8 protein-coding genes and 1 pseudogene are annotated in these 17,499 nt (G+C 58.1%); 7 read left to right on the plus strand and 2 right to left on the minus strand.

Features of this window, described 5'->3' with window-relative positions:
* Positions 1-114: 114 nt before the first annotated feature.
* On the minus strand, positions 115-921 hold the full coding sequence (locus tag XH84_RS32580; RefSeq protein ID WP_128948563.1) for a polysaccharide deacetylase family protein: 807 nt from the start codon (positions 919-921) through the stop codon (positions 115-117).
* Positions 922-2,060: 1,139 nt separating this feature from the next.
* Here XH84_RS32580 and XH84_RS32585 point away from each other — a divergent pair.
* The 7 genes and pseudogenes from XH84_RS32585 to rplC form a co-directional block, all read left to right on the plus strand.
* Entirely contained in the window at positions 2,061-4,886 is a 2,826-nt protein-coding gene (locus tag XH84_RS32585; RefSeq protein WP_128948564.1) for a S8 family serine peptidase, read from the plus strand.
* A 1-nt stretch (position 4,887) separates the two neighbouring features.
* Positions 4,888-6,906, plus strand: coding sequence for a trypsin-like serine peptidase (locus XH84_RS32590; protein WP_128948565.1), 2,019 nt, complete (start codon positions 4,888-4,890; stop codon positions 6,904-6,906).
* On the plus strand, positions 6,903-10,112 hold the full coding sequence (locus tag XH84_RS32595; protein ID WP_128948566.1) for a P-loop NTPase family protein: 3,210 nt from the start codon (positions 6,903-6,905) through the stop codon (positions 10,110-10,112). The genes XH84_RS32590 and XH84_RS32595 overlap by 4 nt, the downstream gene beginning before the upstream one ends.
* A gap of 8 nt (positions 10,113-10,120) precedes the next feature.
* On the plus strand, positions 10,121-11,068 hold the full coding sequence (locus tag XH84_RS32600) for a DNA/RNA non-specific endonuclease (RefSeq protein WP_208757124.1): 948 nt from the start codon (positions 10,121-10,123) through the stop codon (positions 11,066-11,068).
* Positions 11,069-11,071: 3 nt separating this feature from the next.
* Complete coding sequence (locus XH84_RS32605) at positions 11,072-12,364, plus strand: hypothetical protein (RefSeq protein WP_128948567.1); 1,293 nt, start codon at positions 11,072-11,074, stop codon at positions 12,362-12,364.
* Positions 12,364-13,536 carry a hypothetical protein gene (locus XH84_RS32610; RefSeq protein WP_128948568.1) on the plus strand — a complete coding sequence of 391 codons (1,173 nt, stop codon included), beginning with the start codon at positions 12,364-12,366 and terminating at the stop codon, positions 13,534-13,536. Before XH84_RS32605 ends, XH84_RS32610 begins: the two co-directional genes overlap by 1 nt.
* A pseudogene (gene rplC, locus XH84_RS41115) lies at positions 13,533-14,198 on the plus strand (50S ribosomal protein L3); the annotation flags it as partial. The gene XH84_RS32610 and the pseudogene rplC, both read left to right, overlap by 4 nt.
* 1,352 nt (positions 14,199-15,550) lie before the next feature.
* Here rplC and XH84_RS32620 read toward each other — a convergent pair.
* Entirely contained in the window at positions 15,551-17,188 is a 1,638-nt protein-coding gene (locus XH84_RS32620) for a recombinase family protein (protein ID WP_245471932.1), read from the minus strand.
* Positions 17,189-17,499: the final 311 nt, after the last annotated feature.

The raw sequence follows: 17,499 nt of genomic DNA on the forward strand, positions 1-17,499 counted from the left end.
TCGTAAACCGAACACGATCAGGCCACGAGGTTGTCCGAAGCCGTCATTGGCGCGCACGAGTTGATCTTCGACACTTCTCGCGCGCCTTGACTGCGGAAGTGCGTCGCGTAGACGTCAATGGGGTACTTCAGCGCTCCTCTGGGCGGCAGCCGGCGCAAGATGCACGATCCGATACCCATTCTGATGCAGGTACCGCAGGAACGCAGGCAGCATGGCCGCCGTCCGCGTCTGCGCATCATGCAGCAGAATGATGCCCTTACGAGCGGCCTTGAGCCGCTCGATCAGGATTGTGAGCTCCCGCTCTGGAGTTATGTTCTCCCAATCGCTCGCCCAAAGGTCAGCTCCGAACACGACAATTCCGCGCGCCTGCAAGAGATCGAGCGTCGCAGGTGTCGCGTCGAAGTAGGGGAACCGGAAGAACGGTGTCGAGGGCATTTTGGTGGACACACCGTTAAGCGCCATTTCGACGCCGGCGATACCGCGCTCGATGTCCTCTTTCGCCTGCTCGAACGGGATTTTCGACATCATCGGATGCGACCAGCTGTGGTGCGCTACGGTGTGGCCCTGGGCGGCCATACGCCGCACGAGCTCGGGAAATTCAGCCGAGGATCGGCCGACCAGAAAGAATGTGGCTCGCGCACATTCCTGTGCGAGCGTAGCCAGCACCTTATCCGTGTTCGGCGGCCGCGGTCCGTCATCGAAGGTGAGGACGACTTCATAGTCCGCCAGAGGAAGCGTCTCTGGAAAGTTCTTCAGCCCCACCCGGGGGAAGAGCGCGGCATCGACAACGAGCACCCGCGCCGTGCCGAGCGCATCCCGTCGATTGCAGCTAGAGGCGTCTGTCACTGCAGTACCGGCGAGCAACGCCAGCCCAGCGCAGCCGATGCGAAAAGCTAATCTAGGGAGGCGCAACTCTGTCATTGCGCGTTAGTGCGACCTTGATTGTTGGTGAGGCCCGTGGTGCTCAGCAGACTATCTGATCGGCATCGTCGGTTTTCGGCGCATCGAGGGTATGTCGTGCGTAAAATGGTCGTCGAATGTCCATTATCCGCTGGAACCGCTCCTGCCGCCTGTCTTGCTTGGGCTGGAGGCAGGCGGCTTGGCTCGAACAATGGCCGAAGCCGCCGGACGAGTTTACACGGACTCATATCCAGCGGTTCGGGGACGCAATTGATGAGATAAACGAGCGTGGTCTGGACATGAGGGGGCTGAGCCCAAAGCTGATGTCCCAGCGGAGCTAGCAAAGGTTTATCTTGGGCTGCCCAAGGAACTCGCGATGCTCGTCCCCCTGCGGAGTTTCCGGCAAGGGCCAAGTTTCGACGGAACGACTCGGTACGAAACGTACAAAATATTCGCTTCCAAAGCGCGGTCGATCCGGCAATATGAGCCTAGCTTCTGGTTGACCGAACAAGATCTGCCGGTGTTCGACCTTGGAGTGAAGCAGCGAAATCGTTAGACGGATCAGTGGGGTCTCTGCCGGTTCGCGCGAAGAGGCCATCCGGAAACTAAGGAGAGCGTTCACACCGCCTGAGCGCAAGGCGCCGTTGAAGGGGCTTCGGTTGATAAGAGCCGGCGGATGCCATTTGGTAGAAGTGCCGGATGTGTGGCGCGGCGCTTCGTCTGGGAGATCGGCTCGATCAAGGCGCACATGGATGAGCTTCGTTCCGGGCCAGGCAAATTGGCGTCACTGGATTGCTTGCCGGGCAGATTCAATCTCCCCAGGGTCTAATCGCTGAATGGGCCTGCCGGAGGCTCTGCTACAGCGCCCGGGCGGCTTACGTTGCCGGAACGAGCATCAGGTGAACTGTGGCGCTTGCCCGCGCCAGGGACGCTTTAGGTGCCGCCCTTTCGGTCGCGGCTCAAGTCTGCGGCTGAATTGTTGCGCACCGAGACCGAGATGTGAAAATAGTGGTCGGACTGGTTGCGGACGGATGGACAATCAGTTGGTTTTGCAGTTCAATTGAGAGTTGATAAGGTAGTTGGTTACACTGCCGAGCACATTTTTGGGACTGATTTTGGCCGGTATTTGTGGCGGCCGCCAATGATTATCGAGGCGCAAAATGGCAGCGCAGAAAGCAAACGTCTCTGTAGCAGAGATCGTTATCCGAGAACTCGCAGCTCAGGCCCACGGCACGGTCGATGGATTGCCGATGGACATCATCCGCTTCGTGCTGGAGTGGCCGGGAATTGCGGACCCGGTTAGGGCGCGGGAGCAACTGCTAGCCCTGCTTGGATCGGACAGGTTCGACCTCCGGCCTCTGGACGACCAACTACCGAAGTTCCTCGTGCTTCAGTTTCCCGGCGTGCCGCGCACGATCGCGCCGCCGAGGCTCTTTGCGGTTGCGGATCTTCTCTGTGACAGACTGGGGTTGGTGTCGTGCGTGCCTGATATCGGGTCGACGCTGTATGCCGAACCCGACGCACGCTTCCTTCGGGATGATGCACCCGAGTCCGCCATCACCAATGCGTTCTGCTGGTCAGATGCGGCGGCGCCGAAAGACATGCATTGGGCCCCCATCGCGATCAGGGCGAACCTCGCCTGGGCCTTCGAGAACGGCAAAGGCGAAAACATTCTCGTAGCCCAACCCGACACCGGCATTGCCGTCCATCCTGAGTTGGAACCGGGCATGTTCGACCTCGAGCGCGCTGCGAACGTCCTTGAGGGCGGCAACAATCCGAACGATCCGCTTCGAGCTGGGACAGCCAATCCGGGCCACGGCACCGCGACTTCCAGCGTCGTGGCAAGCCGAATAGCCGGGAAGATCGTCGGCGCAGCTCCATTAGCCAAGGTCATTCCGATCAGATGTATTGAGGACGTCAAGATCTTCGACGGTGCACCGGTTGCGCGCGCGATTATGCACGCCGTGTCGGTCAATGCCGACATCATCTCCATGAGCCTCGGAGGAATCTATAGTCCGTCCATTGCCGCAGCGCTCGAGAAGGCCATCGCGGCGGGAAGCATTGTGGTGGTCGCGTCCGGAAATTGCATTGGTTTCGTCGTCTATCCGGCCTCTGACCGGAACGCCATCGCTCTTGCAGGTGTGAACGCTGGCGACATTCCGTGGAAAGGCACGAGCCGCGGGGCGGCTGTCGACGTCTCTGCCCCTGCAGAAAACGTCTTTGTCGCGCGCCGCACCCCGGAAGACAATGGCGTGGGCGTTGTCACGGGTGGTCAAGGGACCTCCTTTGCCACGGCACTGACTGCAGGCGTAGCCGCAATCTGGCTCTCCCACTTTGGCCGGGACCGAGTTCGCGCAGAAGCCGAGCGTCGCGAAATAAGCGTGCAGGAATTGTTCCGCTTGGCGCTCCGTCGGTCGGCTCGCAAGCCTGTGGGCTGGAACGCGAATCTGTACGGCGCGGGGATTGTTGACGCGCGAGAACTTCTGCAGTTGTCGCTCGCCGACATCCCGGCTCCCTCCGCGGGCGTTGAAGCTGTGATCTCGCGGGGGCAGTCAGAAGAAGATCGCGACGCGGCAGCGGTATTCGAACTTGCCGCCTCGAGAGCCAATCTCGAGGGGTTCGACTGGGCAAGGTATGGTGCAGAAGCAAGCTTCCTTGCGGGCGATGAGCGACGGAGGTCCGATCCGGCAAAAGCGGGTCTTGTCGAGTCGCGGATTCGTCCGAAACCGACGCCCGGCCTGAACGCCACCGCGCCGCAGCTGCTTCAGCGGGTTCTGAACCGATTAAGCCAGGCCCCCGAACTGGTTGCACCGCTAGACCGCCAGAAAGACGCCAAGAGCACGTTTCGGATGCTGTTATCTCAGCCCGGGATTGTCCGGGCTGCAGGCGCGCCGGAGTCTCCTCTGCAGGGCAGGAATGTCCAAGACATTCAAGATCGGCTCGACCGTGCCATCAAAAAGATGGATGGGCGGCCCGATGTGACGCCCGAAGCTAGGGCACGACGACGTGACCTGTTTGATCGAAGCGAAAAGCTACTCAAGAAAGCTCGCGAGCAGGGCGGGCGCAACCTCGTTGCCGCCGAGCGGGCAGACGTTGAGGCATTGGTCCGATTGACTGGACGTCCCGCCCTGAAGATTACCGAGGGAAAGCTTGACCCGGCCGCGTTGGCGGCGACCGAATGGGAAGGTACCTTCAAGGTTAACCCCACGTGGCTCGAAGCGCTTTCGGAAAGAGTAGGTCGCATCGACCTGGATGGCGAACATGTTGGTACAGGCTTTGTCGTGGGCGACGGCCTGGTCATGACAAATCGACATGTGGCGGAAGCGATCGCAGACGAGATCCGGGGCAAAGCATCTTCGACATGGATTTTGCAAGACAATGCAACCATCAATTTTGATGATAGGGGCCTGGGTTCGGCGAAAAGATTTCGCATAAAGTCGTTGGTGTTTGCGGGCGGAGATACAATCGGTCGCGAGGTGAACTTCTCGCACCTGGACATGGCGTTGTTCGAGGTCGAGACCAACAACGGGACCTCGACGCTGCCCTCGAAGATGGCTCAAGTTGCCGACAGGCAGGTTGGCGAGACCAGGACGGACTTGATCGTCGTCGGCTATCCTGCTCGTCCCGATATCTCCGCGCTCGAAGATCCTTCCACACATGAGATCCGCGACGACATAGCCAAACGCCTCGGGGAGATATTCGGACTCGATTATGGGCGTAAATACGTGGCGCCGGGCCGAATCGAGGGTATCACCGGAAGCCTGGACGACGATCGATCCCATCATTGGGTATTCTCGCATGATTCCACCACGCTGGCGGGCTGTTCAGGCTCGTGCGTTTCTCAAATTATCGACTTCTTCCCGATTCTTGGCCTGCACTTTGCTGGACGAAACCTGACGGCCAATTACGCGCATTCGCTTGCCGCAGTGCGGGCTTCAGGTCAGGTACCGGCGGCAATCGCCGAGCGATTGGGCTGGACCGGCTAAGATGCCGACCGCAGGCGAAAACATCTTCAGTCCGGCGAAGCTGGCCTCACAGGTAGCGGCATCGCGAGACGTTTTCAGGAAGTGCTACGACGAATTCGCAGCGAACTACCCTGATGCCCGGCGCTTTCTGACGATCACGACGTTTCGCCAAAAGGCGGCTCCTTTGCCGTTCGGCTCCGACTTGCATCGTGCGGATTTCGAGGCCGCCTTGGAAGAGGCCCAGCGAAAAGGGTTCCTAGCTTCATTCGTCAAAGCATACTCGGGCAGACTATTCACGTCGTCGGAAACTGAAGTCGATGCGGCGGATCTGCTGGACGATGAAGAGGGTGAGGAGACCTACCGCGCCACGCTTCAGAAGATCCTCGACGACTTCACTCCTATGACCGATGCGCTGACGATCCGGGAGGGGATGCCGAGGCTGGCGAGGAATACTTGCAAGATCGTCGTCAAGCTAACGGATGGATCCGTGGAGACGGGCACAGGGCTGCTCATAGGGCCGAGGCTGGTGCTCACATGCTGGCATGTCATCAGTTCGCTGGTAACCTTCGATGCCGGACGGAACGGCCCGGCAGGGGAGCCCGATTGGCCAGGTGTTCCTGTCAGGCAATTGTCCTCCCGCATTTCGGTCGAGTTCGACTACGTGGCCAGGGCCAATCAAATCGAGAATAAATGGACCTGCGGGGTGACGGAAGACTGGCTGGTGGTGGGCAGCCGGCTCAGCGCGGATCCGAATGAGACCCTAGAGAAATGGCGGCCCAAGCAACTTGACACTTTCCTCGACTTTGCAGTGATCGAACTGGATCGGCCTGCGGGATTTGATCGGTTGTACTACAATCTCGTGAACGAGGCGCCGCGCCAAGCCAACGGGAAGATGATCGTATCGCATCATCCCGGCAACTACACGATGCGCTTCTCGCCAGGCGAATTCAGCTCGCAGAGTCCTGTGAGCAAGTTCAACAGCATGGTAGCGAACACCGACCGAGTGCTGCATTCGGCAAACACGATACACGGATCTTCGGGCGGAGCGTGCCTCACTTACGACATGAAACCCGCAGCAATGCACCAGTTCGTGTACCAGGTGGAAAAGAAGGTCAAAGGCAAGACCGAGACTTACACGACCAACGTCGCAATTCCGCTGGCGAAGATTCTCGGGAAGGCCCAAGGTGCGATCAAGTCGCGCATGGGGAGCTTGAGCGCTCCGCGTTGTACCCTCGCAAATGGGAAGGCTCTCATCGGTCGCTATAGTCTACAGGAGGCAATTGCATCGGCTCAGACGCCGGGCGGGCCGAAGGTTCTCGTCGTGCAAATCCACTACGGTTCCAATCGAAAACCTCTCAGCCAGATCGGCAAGTCGTTTTCATACGAGATCCTCGATGATGCCCTTGCGCCGGCGCTGCATCGGCTGATCCAAATCAACGCTTCCGACATACCAGACAATGCCTATTCGACGGCGCAGTTGCTCCTGGACAGAGTCGCGAACGGGATGTCGAACAAGCTGGTCGCGCCGGGTCGCTTGGCGGGAGCGCAGGAATCGACGGAAATCAACGATACGATCGCTGTGCTTGCCCGCGACGTTGCAAGCTTGATCGAAGCCGACGCTACGAGGCAAACGATTTGGATCGCTATCAACGAGATGGATCAGCACCCGTTGAGCGATACCTCAACGCGAGTGTTCTTCGAAAAGCTTTATCCTGAAATTGCCGCTCGGCAGAAACTCCGCCTTGTCCTGATTGGAATGTCCGATCCCGATATGCCTGCATTGAAGAATGTTAATGCGAAGTCGATCGATCCCCTGAAGGATCATCTGAGTATCGAGGATGTCATAGGATGGATCCGCAATAGGTTGAGCTTTGATCCCGATCGCATGCTCCTCAGCCTCGGTCGTATCGCCACATTGCTCGCTGATCGAGAGATGCTTTCCAACCCACAGCATCCTGCCCTCCACGGGGCGGCTATGAGCAAGAGCGCCGCAATCGCAAAGATCGTGAACGACCTCTTCATACCGTCGACGACACCATGACCGCTCAGAGCGACCCGAGATTGCGAGAGAAGATTGACGAGGTGCTCGCCCGTGCCGCGATCATTGGCGCGTTTGATCCGCACGATCTCTTGTCGGCCGCCGAAGGCGGTGACCTGAGTGAGCGCATCCTCGACGAAATCGTAGATGACGTACAGGAGGTAGTGGTCGAAGAGAAGCTGTATTGGAAGCTCACGGCAAGAGCCCGCCACGAAACACTGGCGCGAGCCGTTAGGCGCGCCGATTTCGATCGCCTTCTCGAAGAGGCAAAACCTCACCCCAAGGAACGTTTCGCGCTCTACCTTGTCGAACTGCTCAGAGGAGACGAAGAGGATCTGCTGGAGGACCAAGGCCTATCGAGGCCTGACTTGCAGGACCTTGCCGTGGCTCAGGACTTCGTCCACCGGGTGCGCAAAAAGCCTTCGCCCAGCGGCAGGGCGGACCCCCGGTGGAAGCTTGCCAGGCTGGATGACGAGCAAAGATTGCTACACGTTGCGCCCAAGCTCGTGGGGCGAACACAAGAGCTGGGATTGCTCACCGCATACGCCACCAACGGCGAGGTAGCGACTTCGATCCGGCTGGTCAACGTCAATACGGATCCGAAGAAGTTGGATTGGCTGAGGCCACTTCTTCTCACCGGTATCGGGGGGAGTGGAAAGTCTGCTTTGGTCGCCGAGCTTGTCCGTTCGATGCGAAAGGACGATTGGAGCGGTCCTATAACCGTACTACTCGATTTTGATCGCCCGAACCTGGCATTGGGGGCGGAGAAGGAGTGGACGGCCGAACTCACGCGACAGATCGGACGCGCACGCACCGAGCTTGATGGCGAGATGGACGACTTGCGGCGCGACGCGCTTCGCATCGCCGCTGAAACCGGCAGCGATCTCAAGTCTGCGGACATATTGCTAGAGCGGCTCGGGGACGCGCTGGGCCGCCAACCGGTTCGCCATGACGTATTAATCGTCGTGGATACATTCGAAGAGGTGATCGTATCCTCGGAAATGGGTCTGGCTGACGCGGAACTGGAGCGTGAGCCGTTCGGCATGGTCTTGTCCTGGATTGACCGGCTCATAGATCTTCAAGCCGAGGACGGCTCCCGCGCGTTCCAGACCGTGAGGGCCGTGGTTGCAGGACGTATCCAGCCATTTGTAAGTGAGCCTCGCCGATTGCCAGCGTGGTTCTGCGGCCATCTTGAACTTGGCCCGTTCACTCCAATTGAAGTTGGCGACTTTCTGCGAGAGAAGGATCGGGCCAAGATATTCGACGATCAGAGGATTGAACAGATCACGAGATCTGCGATCGAGTGGTATCCTCTTTTTCTTATTGTTCTCATCAAATTCGCCGCAGAGAAGAGCACTCGAGAGATCGACGAGATCGTTCGTGACGTGAGCGGTTCATCGTTGTACGGCACCGTCGAGGCGATGAGGGTGCTGTATTCGCGATTCCTGGATAGAATAAAGGACCATAAACTATCGAAGGATCCGAACGACACTAGAACGATCCCGAAGGAGGACATTCGCAAACTGGCTCACCCAGGTCTTGCCCTTAGAACGGTTACCGCCGAACTCATACGCGATGTGCTCGCCATACCATGCGGGCTGGGGGATATCGACATTGAGCGCGCGAGGGAGCTCCTGCGAGCGCTATCCAAGGAAGCGTGGTTGGTGGACTCGTACGGTCCGAACGAGGTGCGACATGTGACCAACCTGCGTCGGCTGATGCTGCCGATGCTCTGCGGCACGACGCGAACCCCGGACGGTCAGCCGTCGGATTTGCAGAATCGCGTGAGGCTTGTGCAGGAGAGGGCCGCCGATTGGTACGACGAGCGGGACGGGATAAGGGATACAGACATGGCGACGGGTTCGGACCCGATCGCGATGGCCGCCTACTACAGGGCGTTCTATGGGGATGTATCGGCTATAGCCGAAGACGAGGGGCTGGCGCGGAGGGTGCTTCATATTGGGCGGGAGGACATTCACGCGATGCCTCCGGTCGCACGCGCTCTTCTATTGAAGGACGAACGTTCGCTGACTGAGGAGGAGAGGGCTGCACTTCCCGAAGCCCAAAGAAGGGATGTGGAGACGCGCAATCTCAGAAAGCGCTCGAAGTCAGGTGCCATACGAGCGTCGTCGCCGCCGGGACTGTCTGCTGTCACGGGAACCGGCAGCGGAGACGCGGGTCTGGCGAGCCCCCGGTCGATCCGCCCGCATACGACTCTTGATGACATCCTCGAGGATTCGGATCTGGCTACCCGCGTCGATGTCGCCTTCAAGTCCGCGGATTTCATGGAGGTCATAAGGCTCGCGGCTCCTTCAATGGAAGTCTTGTCAAGGCAGATGATCGGCGGCCTGCCTTCCTCGATGTTTCAGCGACTGACCGTTCATTGGACGTGGAAATGGGCTTGCGCCCAACTCGCGGTGGGAGGTGGAAAGGCGCTCGTCGATCGATGGCTGTTGCACGACTTGGACTCCCGTCCTGGATGGATCGACTACATGCCCTTGGTCGCGATAGGTCGGGTGGCAGCCGGCGATGCTTCGTTTTCGCAGTCCATCAGGCATCGCCCATGGTTCAAATCGCAAGATGGTCTCGATCTCGATGGAATACGGATGATCGCTCTGGCTCTGGCCGCTCCTGAGACTGATCTCGCTCTTCCGATGTCTCTCGGCCAGATCTTCTCCGACCAGAGCTGGATGTCGGCGGAAGGATCGGGCCCGCTGATTCTCCCGGAGGAAGCAAGGACCCAGATGTTGGTGCTTCAGACAAGCGAGAAGCATCGCTATCTTTCGCTTAGCGAGTTTTACAATTCGAATTTGACAATCCATTTGCGGGACAGGTCTCGCCGCCTTGATGTGGTACGCAACTTCGTGCGTGGCCGTACACCGGAGCTCTATGATCCGGTACGCGCGGCCCTTATCGACATCGTACGGTACGATCCCGATCCGCTGGGGGAGCAGATTGAGTTTTTCGCCGGCCGCTGCCGAATCTGGCCTGTGGATCTGCTCCCGGAGCGTCTCCTCAACGAGTTGCAAAAGACCCGTCAGGCCGACTTTTTGTTGCTCCGCTTGATCGAATATGTCGACGTCTGCGGTCTTCTCAACGACTTCGTTGGACAATTGAGTAGTGTAAACCTCGAGAGAGTGCGCGCGACGGCAGAGTTGGTCGCCAAATACGATTCGCTTTTGCTCAAGGGCATATCAACGGAAGCATGATGGGGAATATGATGAAGGTCGATTTGACGGTGCGTCCATTTCTATCCGACTTGCAATTTGTGGAGCCTCGTGTCGGAGGCGCGGGCCTCGAGGCAGCCGAATTGGAAGCTTCACGGAGGGCGCGACGCTCTCCCCCCGAGCGCTTCCAGGGACGGGCGGGATATGATGTTGATTTTCTTGGCTTTCCGATTCCGCTCCCGGATCCTGCAAAGTTCAATAGAGATGTCCTGGAGATCGAAGGTAGCCCAGAAAATCGATTGGACTACGAACACTTTTCGGTAGTGATGTCGAAGTCGCGACGGATGCCGATGTTCGTGGGGGTCAACATCGACGGGGAGGCAGCAGTCAGGGTGGTCCGTAGCCCGCCCGACAAATGGTTCTACGACGGGCGCATTCCCGACGAAGCGCAGATCGGCGAGGAGCTGTACGCGGACAATATCCTCGATCGGGGCCACCTCGTCCGCAGGGAAGACCCGAATTGGGGAGAAACTGCTGAAACCGCCAACGACGATACGTTTCACTTTACGAATTGTACGCCACAAGCATCCCACTTCAACCAGCAGACATGGCTGAGCTTGGAGAACTATATCCTCAAGAACGCGAAAGCCCAGGAGGCCAAGGTCAACGTATTCAGCGGCCCGATCTTTCGTGACAACGATCGCCTCTATCGGGGAGTAAAGATACCGGTCGCCTATTGGAAGGTGATCTCGTTCGTGTCGAATGACGGCAAGCCCTCTTCGACCGCCTACACGATTGATCAGGTGCAGGAATTGAAGGAACTGGAGGCGGTGTTCGGGGCCTTCAAGACCTATCAACGGAGTGTCCGGTCCATCGAGAAGATGACGGGTTTATCTTTCGGACAGTTGCGCGATTACGATGGCTTCTCCAACGAGGAGCAACGCACGCGAACTTCGATCGTTGCAGAGGTGCGCGATGCCTCTGATATGCGGGTCTGATGAATGGCCTCTGTCGCCGATCAATTTTGCTGTGGATTGTACGAAATCAAGCCTCCTGCCATGCCTCCCGTGCGAGACTCCGACCAGCGAATCGCAGCTTCGCCGGGAGATGGCCAGGTGCAGTTGGGCTTGCCGTTCGAAGAAAGACCGTCCGAACCGGTATCGTATGTCTGGCTTCTTGCATGCGAATCTCGATTTGAGGAAGCCGTCGCCTCGCGTCTTCGGCGGCGAGCTCATGCAATCGTGGATGGACGAGACGGACGGCCTGTCGTACTTCCTCAGGACGTGATCCTTCTTCATCGCTCGGACGGCTCCTTCTCGGCCTTTGGGCCGGTAGGCGTCGAGGGCGGCTCCGTTTCTGAAACGCTTCGGCGCCTACTTCTCGTCAGCCGCAACGTCGTGGCTCGCGAGCCCACCCGAGACGCGATCGGGCTGTTCCTGGGCGATGGTGGAATCGGCAATTGGACGCCGCCGACCGTGAGCACGCCGTTGGAGCGGGCTCTCGCGGCGCTCCGTCATCGTTCGACATCCGATCTACCACAAGTTCGTGAGGAGAGATGCCGGGCCATTCTGGGCCTCTTGCCGCCCGATGCGGACCCGCTACTGATCGCGCTCGTGGAGCTTGAGCGGATCGACGCGCGTTGGATGGTGGCCTCCATAACGGACCGGCGAGAGTATCAGGAATGGACGGATCGGTTCGCGCGCCTTAAGGCCACCCGAATGGCGCAGCGCCCGCATAGGGCGTTCTTCCAGGCGAGAAGACCTCCCGACCTTTTTGGCGAAGCGGGCAAGGAGCAACCTTCATGGTATCGCGCCGGTTATCGAGCGATCCCGATGCTCGCTCAGCGTCTCACCGTGCTCGAGGCGCTGACTGGATCTGCTCGTACCGGGAATCATCGTGACGACGTGCCACTGCCGCCGATACCTGACGCGCAACTTTGCGCCTGGATCAGGGGCGTGCCATCCAACAAGCTACAGCCAACCGTCAGCACCAGAGCATTGGACTCTTCGATGCTCGAATTCGAGCTTCGTGCAGTTCTCGATTCGGAGCTGGCTGTGCGGCTGGGCGTCCCGGGTAAAGCTGGAATCAAGGACGGAGTTTGTGAGCTGCGAGCTTACAGCGCATCGTGCCAAGTCGTCCCGACCCGCATTGCATGCGCAGTCGGTGAGGCCGGACACTTCCATATCGTAGCGCGGCGTCCTGGAAACGGGGCTGTCGATGTCGAGTTTCGATTGGCTGCCGGCACGCCGCTAGTAGTTAGGACTTCTCTCGCAAGATCGAACGTAGCGGCATAATGAAGATTTCTCGTCTACACCACTCCGGCGGGAGGCCGGTTTGCATTCGAAATTCGATCGTCGATGGCGATCTGATCACGACCCTGATCTTCGATGAGAAGGACGACATTGAGTTTCATGCCAATGCGAAGCCGAATGAGGTCAAACGGCTCTCGAATGACATACTCGATTTCGTCGGAAGCCACACCTTTGAACGGGCGAAGTTCGATGCGTTGTCTTCGCCAGAAAAGGCGAGCCTCTTGGAGGAAGTGGCCAGGAAGGGATACGAGCTGTTCGATGCGCTAATCGCGGACGAGGACAAGGACGTCTTCATCAGTCTGCTTCGCGAGGAGGCAAAAAGGGATGGGGCGGTCAGCGTGCGATCGACGGCCGTCCGCATCCCCTGGGAATTCGTGTATATCGAGCCGGTTGAAGGACCTATCAATCCGCTGCGTTTTCTGGGACAGATCTATCTGCTGCCAAGAATTGCGCCCCCACGGTCTCCTTCTGGAGGCGACGGCAGCTATTTCCGCCGCGGCGGCGCCAGCCCCAACCTGGCAAGAGATGGGAATCTCGACGTTGGCGTGGTCTATGACGATTGGAAGGACGGTAAGTCACAGCGACACATTTCATCGGCTTGGTTCTCGGGTCAACCGGACATTAGCATTAGAGCCCTTCCTCAATTGTCCGCGGCGGTACCGCGCCGGAAGCAGATGTTCGATCTGCTGCGCGCCTTTCTGTTTCTTCCTGTCGATACCTTTCTCTTCTCCTGCGGGCTTTGCCGATTTCCACGGCCGAGCCATTCGATCGATATACGAATTTGCGACCGCTTTGAATCGCGTTTCAATGACACCGCGAGTTTGAAACTGCGCGGCCATGATCACTTGCTGGTGTTTCTCGATGTCGACTACGCGGCCTACAACGCCGTATCGCGAGCAGCGAGTTTGGCTGAACGGATGCACCACAATGGCGCGGCGGTCGTCGTCGCGCCGATCGGAAAGGTCGATCCCGCGCTTTCGGAACAGCTTTCCGATCGCTTCTTTCGGCACCTTTTAGATGGGGAAGACATTGGCCCATCGTTGCTGCGCGCGCGCCGATACGTGCTGCAACAGAAATCGAATCCGACGGCGCTGCTTTGGACGGCCTTCGGAGACGTCTGGACGAAGGCTTCAGGTCAAGGAGTATCGGCGTGAGGACGGGGGTGTTGGCTCGCAAAGAGGGAATGACCAGGGTCTTCGACGAGAACGGGAAGGATGTTCCAGTAACCGTTCTTCGAGTCCCCAGCTGCCAAGTCGTTGCGCACCGCACCGCTGAAAAGAACGGCTATGTCGCCATCCAATTGGGGGCAGGAAACCGCAAGACGGTGCATATGCCGAGAGCGGAGCGTGGGCAGTTCGCAGTAGCACAGGTCCCACCAAAGGAGCTGTGCGCGGAGTTTCGTGTCTCCCAGGACGCTTTGATCCCAGTGGGGGCGGAGATCACGGCCGATCATTTCGTCGTCGGTCAGTTTGTAGACGTAACCGGCACAACAATCGGCAAAGGCTTCCAGGGAGGCATGAAACGGCACGGCTTTGCCGGCTTGCGTGCCAGCCACGGCGTTTCCATTTCCCACCGGTCGATCGGCTCCACGGGTGGACGGCAAGATCCCGGAAAGACTTGGAAAAACAAGAGGATGCCAGGGCACATGGGCGGTGATCGCGCCACCGCCCTGAACCTTAGGGTGATGGATATCGATCCGGTCCGCGGCGTTATAATGGTGTCGGGCTCGGTTCCTGGCGCGAAGCATGCTTGGATCCGAGTGAGAGATGCGGTCAAAAAGCCGCTACCGAAGGAAATACCTATTCCGGGACGGTTCATACAACCAAATTTAAAGGACGACGTGCCTTCATTTGGTACACTGTCGGAAGCGGAGAACGGTCTGTTGCGTGCGTTCGTCGATCTTGAGGAAGGAGACGTGTCCGCCCGGCTTGCCGCGGTCCGGCTGATGCTGACGCGTGCCGGCGACGCGCGCACACCCTCGTCCGAGAAGCGGAACATCTCCAAGCGAGTGCGCGCTATCGAGAACGCGTTTGTCGACGCTCTGTTCGACGATGCGCCCGATGTGCGATGGGCGGCAGCGTATGCAATTGCCACCTTGAAGGACAAGGATCACAAGCTCAGCCGATCCCGCATTCCCGATTACGGAAAGGGCAAGCAAGACGAACCTCGAGTGTTCAGTATATTGCAGGCGTATTTCCGCGAGTCCGACGTCGATCTCCTCACAGGATTGACAATCGACGTGGCTGAACAGAACAAGCGCGCCATGAAGCTGAAGCTCGAGGCGCAGATTACAAGACAGTTGCCTGTTGTGCTTGATGGCAGGCATGTGCTTACGGGATCGGAAGCTTCACTCAAAATCGGAAGTGTGGTCATCATCACAGTCAGTGATGCCATCGGGGGCTTGAACAAGACGCTTAAAGCCAAAGTTGACAAGCCGCATGGTGTCTCTGTGATCACAATGGTCGAAGTACCGACAGCCAAGGACAATGAAATTTATGTCGATTTCAAAATCGGTGGGCGCTCTATCGACACTTTGAGTGCACCGCTTCAGAACATTTTAGAGCAACACGGGATCCCATTGCATCCCTCACGATAGCCGATTTTCGTGTAACGGAGCCGCAAAGCGGGAAGTGGTTCGCTCAACCAATGGCGATGGGCGCTGCGACCCTCGGAGCCAACGAGTCTTCCAATATCAGCAACGAAAAATTTTGCCTTGTCTTTCGTAGCCGAGTCTTTTCCAACACTTGCTGACGTTCGCTAAGGCCTCCCTTCTGCTCCTTTGCTTCCACTGATGTGGAATGCGAAGGGCCTCAGCGTCGCTCCTCGGATTATGGAGGAGACTTAATCTTGATACGGCGTGGTCAGGACCTCAACAGCAGCGTCCAAAAAAGACGTTCGGCACATGGCAGGTACGTCCCGGCTCGGCAGAAGGAGATGGTCGGGTGCTGACTGGCGCGGGACGCGTCATCGTGCAGACTCATTTTCCCCGGGTTCGAGTTCATCCCTGCGACGGCCGCTGTCGTAAGATCATCCGTTTAGCTCAGCACGACGATGAAGAACAGGCGCATAGAGCACGTCCGCGGATGAAGCGAACGTGCTGCTGGTGCTGTGGCGCAGCTGATCAGATTATAGAAGCTTGCTTCGCGGAAGTCTTGTACTTACGTTCGATCAGCGCCGCGCATGAGAGGTCTTGGTCGCGGGCTGCTTTGGTCTCGATAGATTACCGGAAGGCACTAGGGAGGAACGGTCCGCCATAATTACTTGCTCGACGATGCCTCGTGCTAAAGCAGTAGCCGTTTCGAACCGAGCTATTCCACGGCGAATGCGAGCCCTTTCAGAAAAAGTCATAGTTCGTTTTACCTTCTGGCCAGTCCGCAGCAGTACGTAATCAAGCACCGATTTGTTATGCTCAGCCATCCTGGCCGCGGCAATCCACCCGTGAGGCAAGCGTGCCTCACGCTTGATGGACCAGTACGGCGCGCGGTCTTGCCTTCCACACCAGAGGGCGACTCGAATTGAGATGTTGACCGATCCATTCACGCGCAAGTAACCCGCGCGAGAGACGGTTCGGCCGCCGGCCTTTTTGATGACGGTGGCAATTTGCGAGCCCAGCTTGGCCTTTTGCTCGGCCCACAGCGGACGCGACTCAAGGAATTCATAGTTTCGCTTGGGAGTGTAGCCGATTAGCCGATACACGTTCATCATGCTGCCGAAGTGAGTTTGATAGGTGGAGGCGCAGGGAAGGCCTACCGTGCTGGCGATGATAGCAGAGCTCAGACGTCCTTCCTTGACCAGCGTTTTGCGTAGTCGGGCAAGCATCTCCTCTTCAGTGAGGTCGACACGCCGTTCCTCAATGATCTTCTTTACTTTTAGGAAGGTGTCGCGTTCAATGATCGGCTCGATACATCCCTCGCTGGTGATCCAAAGCTCGGGAGGATTGCAGGCGGACTTCCGCCGTAGCTTACGTGATCGACGGTTAAACGTCAGGTTCCCAATGTAGTTCTCGTTTCTAAGCACCGTGTTAACAGCTGCACGCGTCCACCGACCTCTTGTGCTCGTGAGTATCTCCTTCCGGTTTAGCTCCCGCGCGATAATCGCTTCCGACTTTACTTGCAGAAATCGCTCGAAGATCCACTTCACCACGGCTACTTCCGCGGGGATGCCAGGTCGCAGTCGGACGTGATCAGTCGCGAGGTACTTCTGATCGCCGTTCTTCAGCACGCCGCGAGACTGCTGACTCTGGTCGACAAGCTCTCGCAGAAGAGCATAACCAGGGCGACCTCCGAGCTTGAAGCCAAGTCGGGCGAACCGGCATTGCGCGGCGTGAACCTTTGTCGAAAGCTCACGACTGTACTCCGCTGCCATTACGCGCTTGATGTTCTTGATGATGCTGGAGAGCAGGCTGCCATCATTATCAAATTGCTCAGCACAATACACGATATTGATGCCTGCCTGTTTGCAGACGAATTCGTAGTACGCGCTCTCGTCAACGTCCTGAAAGCGGCCCCAGCGGCTCACGTCATAAACCAGAATATGACCAAAATCGACTTCCCCTGTTTGAACGTCCTTGATGAGCTGGATAAGGCCGGCCCTGTTCTTGATGAGAAGGCCGCTCTCTCCCTCGTCGCGGTAGGTCCGTATAATCGTCAGGCTATGGGCGTGCGCGTATGCTGCAATCACAGCAGCCTGATTCTGAATCGAATATTGCTGCCGTTGTGTCGACATACGAACATATTGTGCCGCTCTCTGATCGAGCTGTGATCGTGCCGGATGAGCCTTATAAATGTCGAGGGCGTTCACCATCATTCTCGCTCCCCCAAGATTACACTGCTGCAAATCAAACATCTCTCGGACCTTTTCAGCAAGAATTAATTCGATTCAAAATGAGCGTGCTCTGGCCGTCGATTCACTTGTGCGACCGCCTCTCTTCGTAGTGCGCGTCCCAAGGAGCGTGTTCGAAACCCTCTACAATGCCGAAGGATGGTGACCGCGCGAGGGGCAAAAGTAGCTTGCCTTCGGCGTTGCGTGGATCGTGTCCCGTGGCGTGGTGTAGCTGAGTGCGGGTCACCACGTTCGCCGGTTTGGGCCGGATCGGTCAGCTGGCGATTGCCGGGAAG

This window comes from Bradyrhizobium nanningense, assembly GCF_004114535.1.
Lineage (GTDB): Bacteria > Pseudomonadota > Alphaproteobacteria > Rhizobiales > Xanthobacteraceae > Bradyrhizobium > Bradyrhizobium nanningense.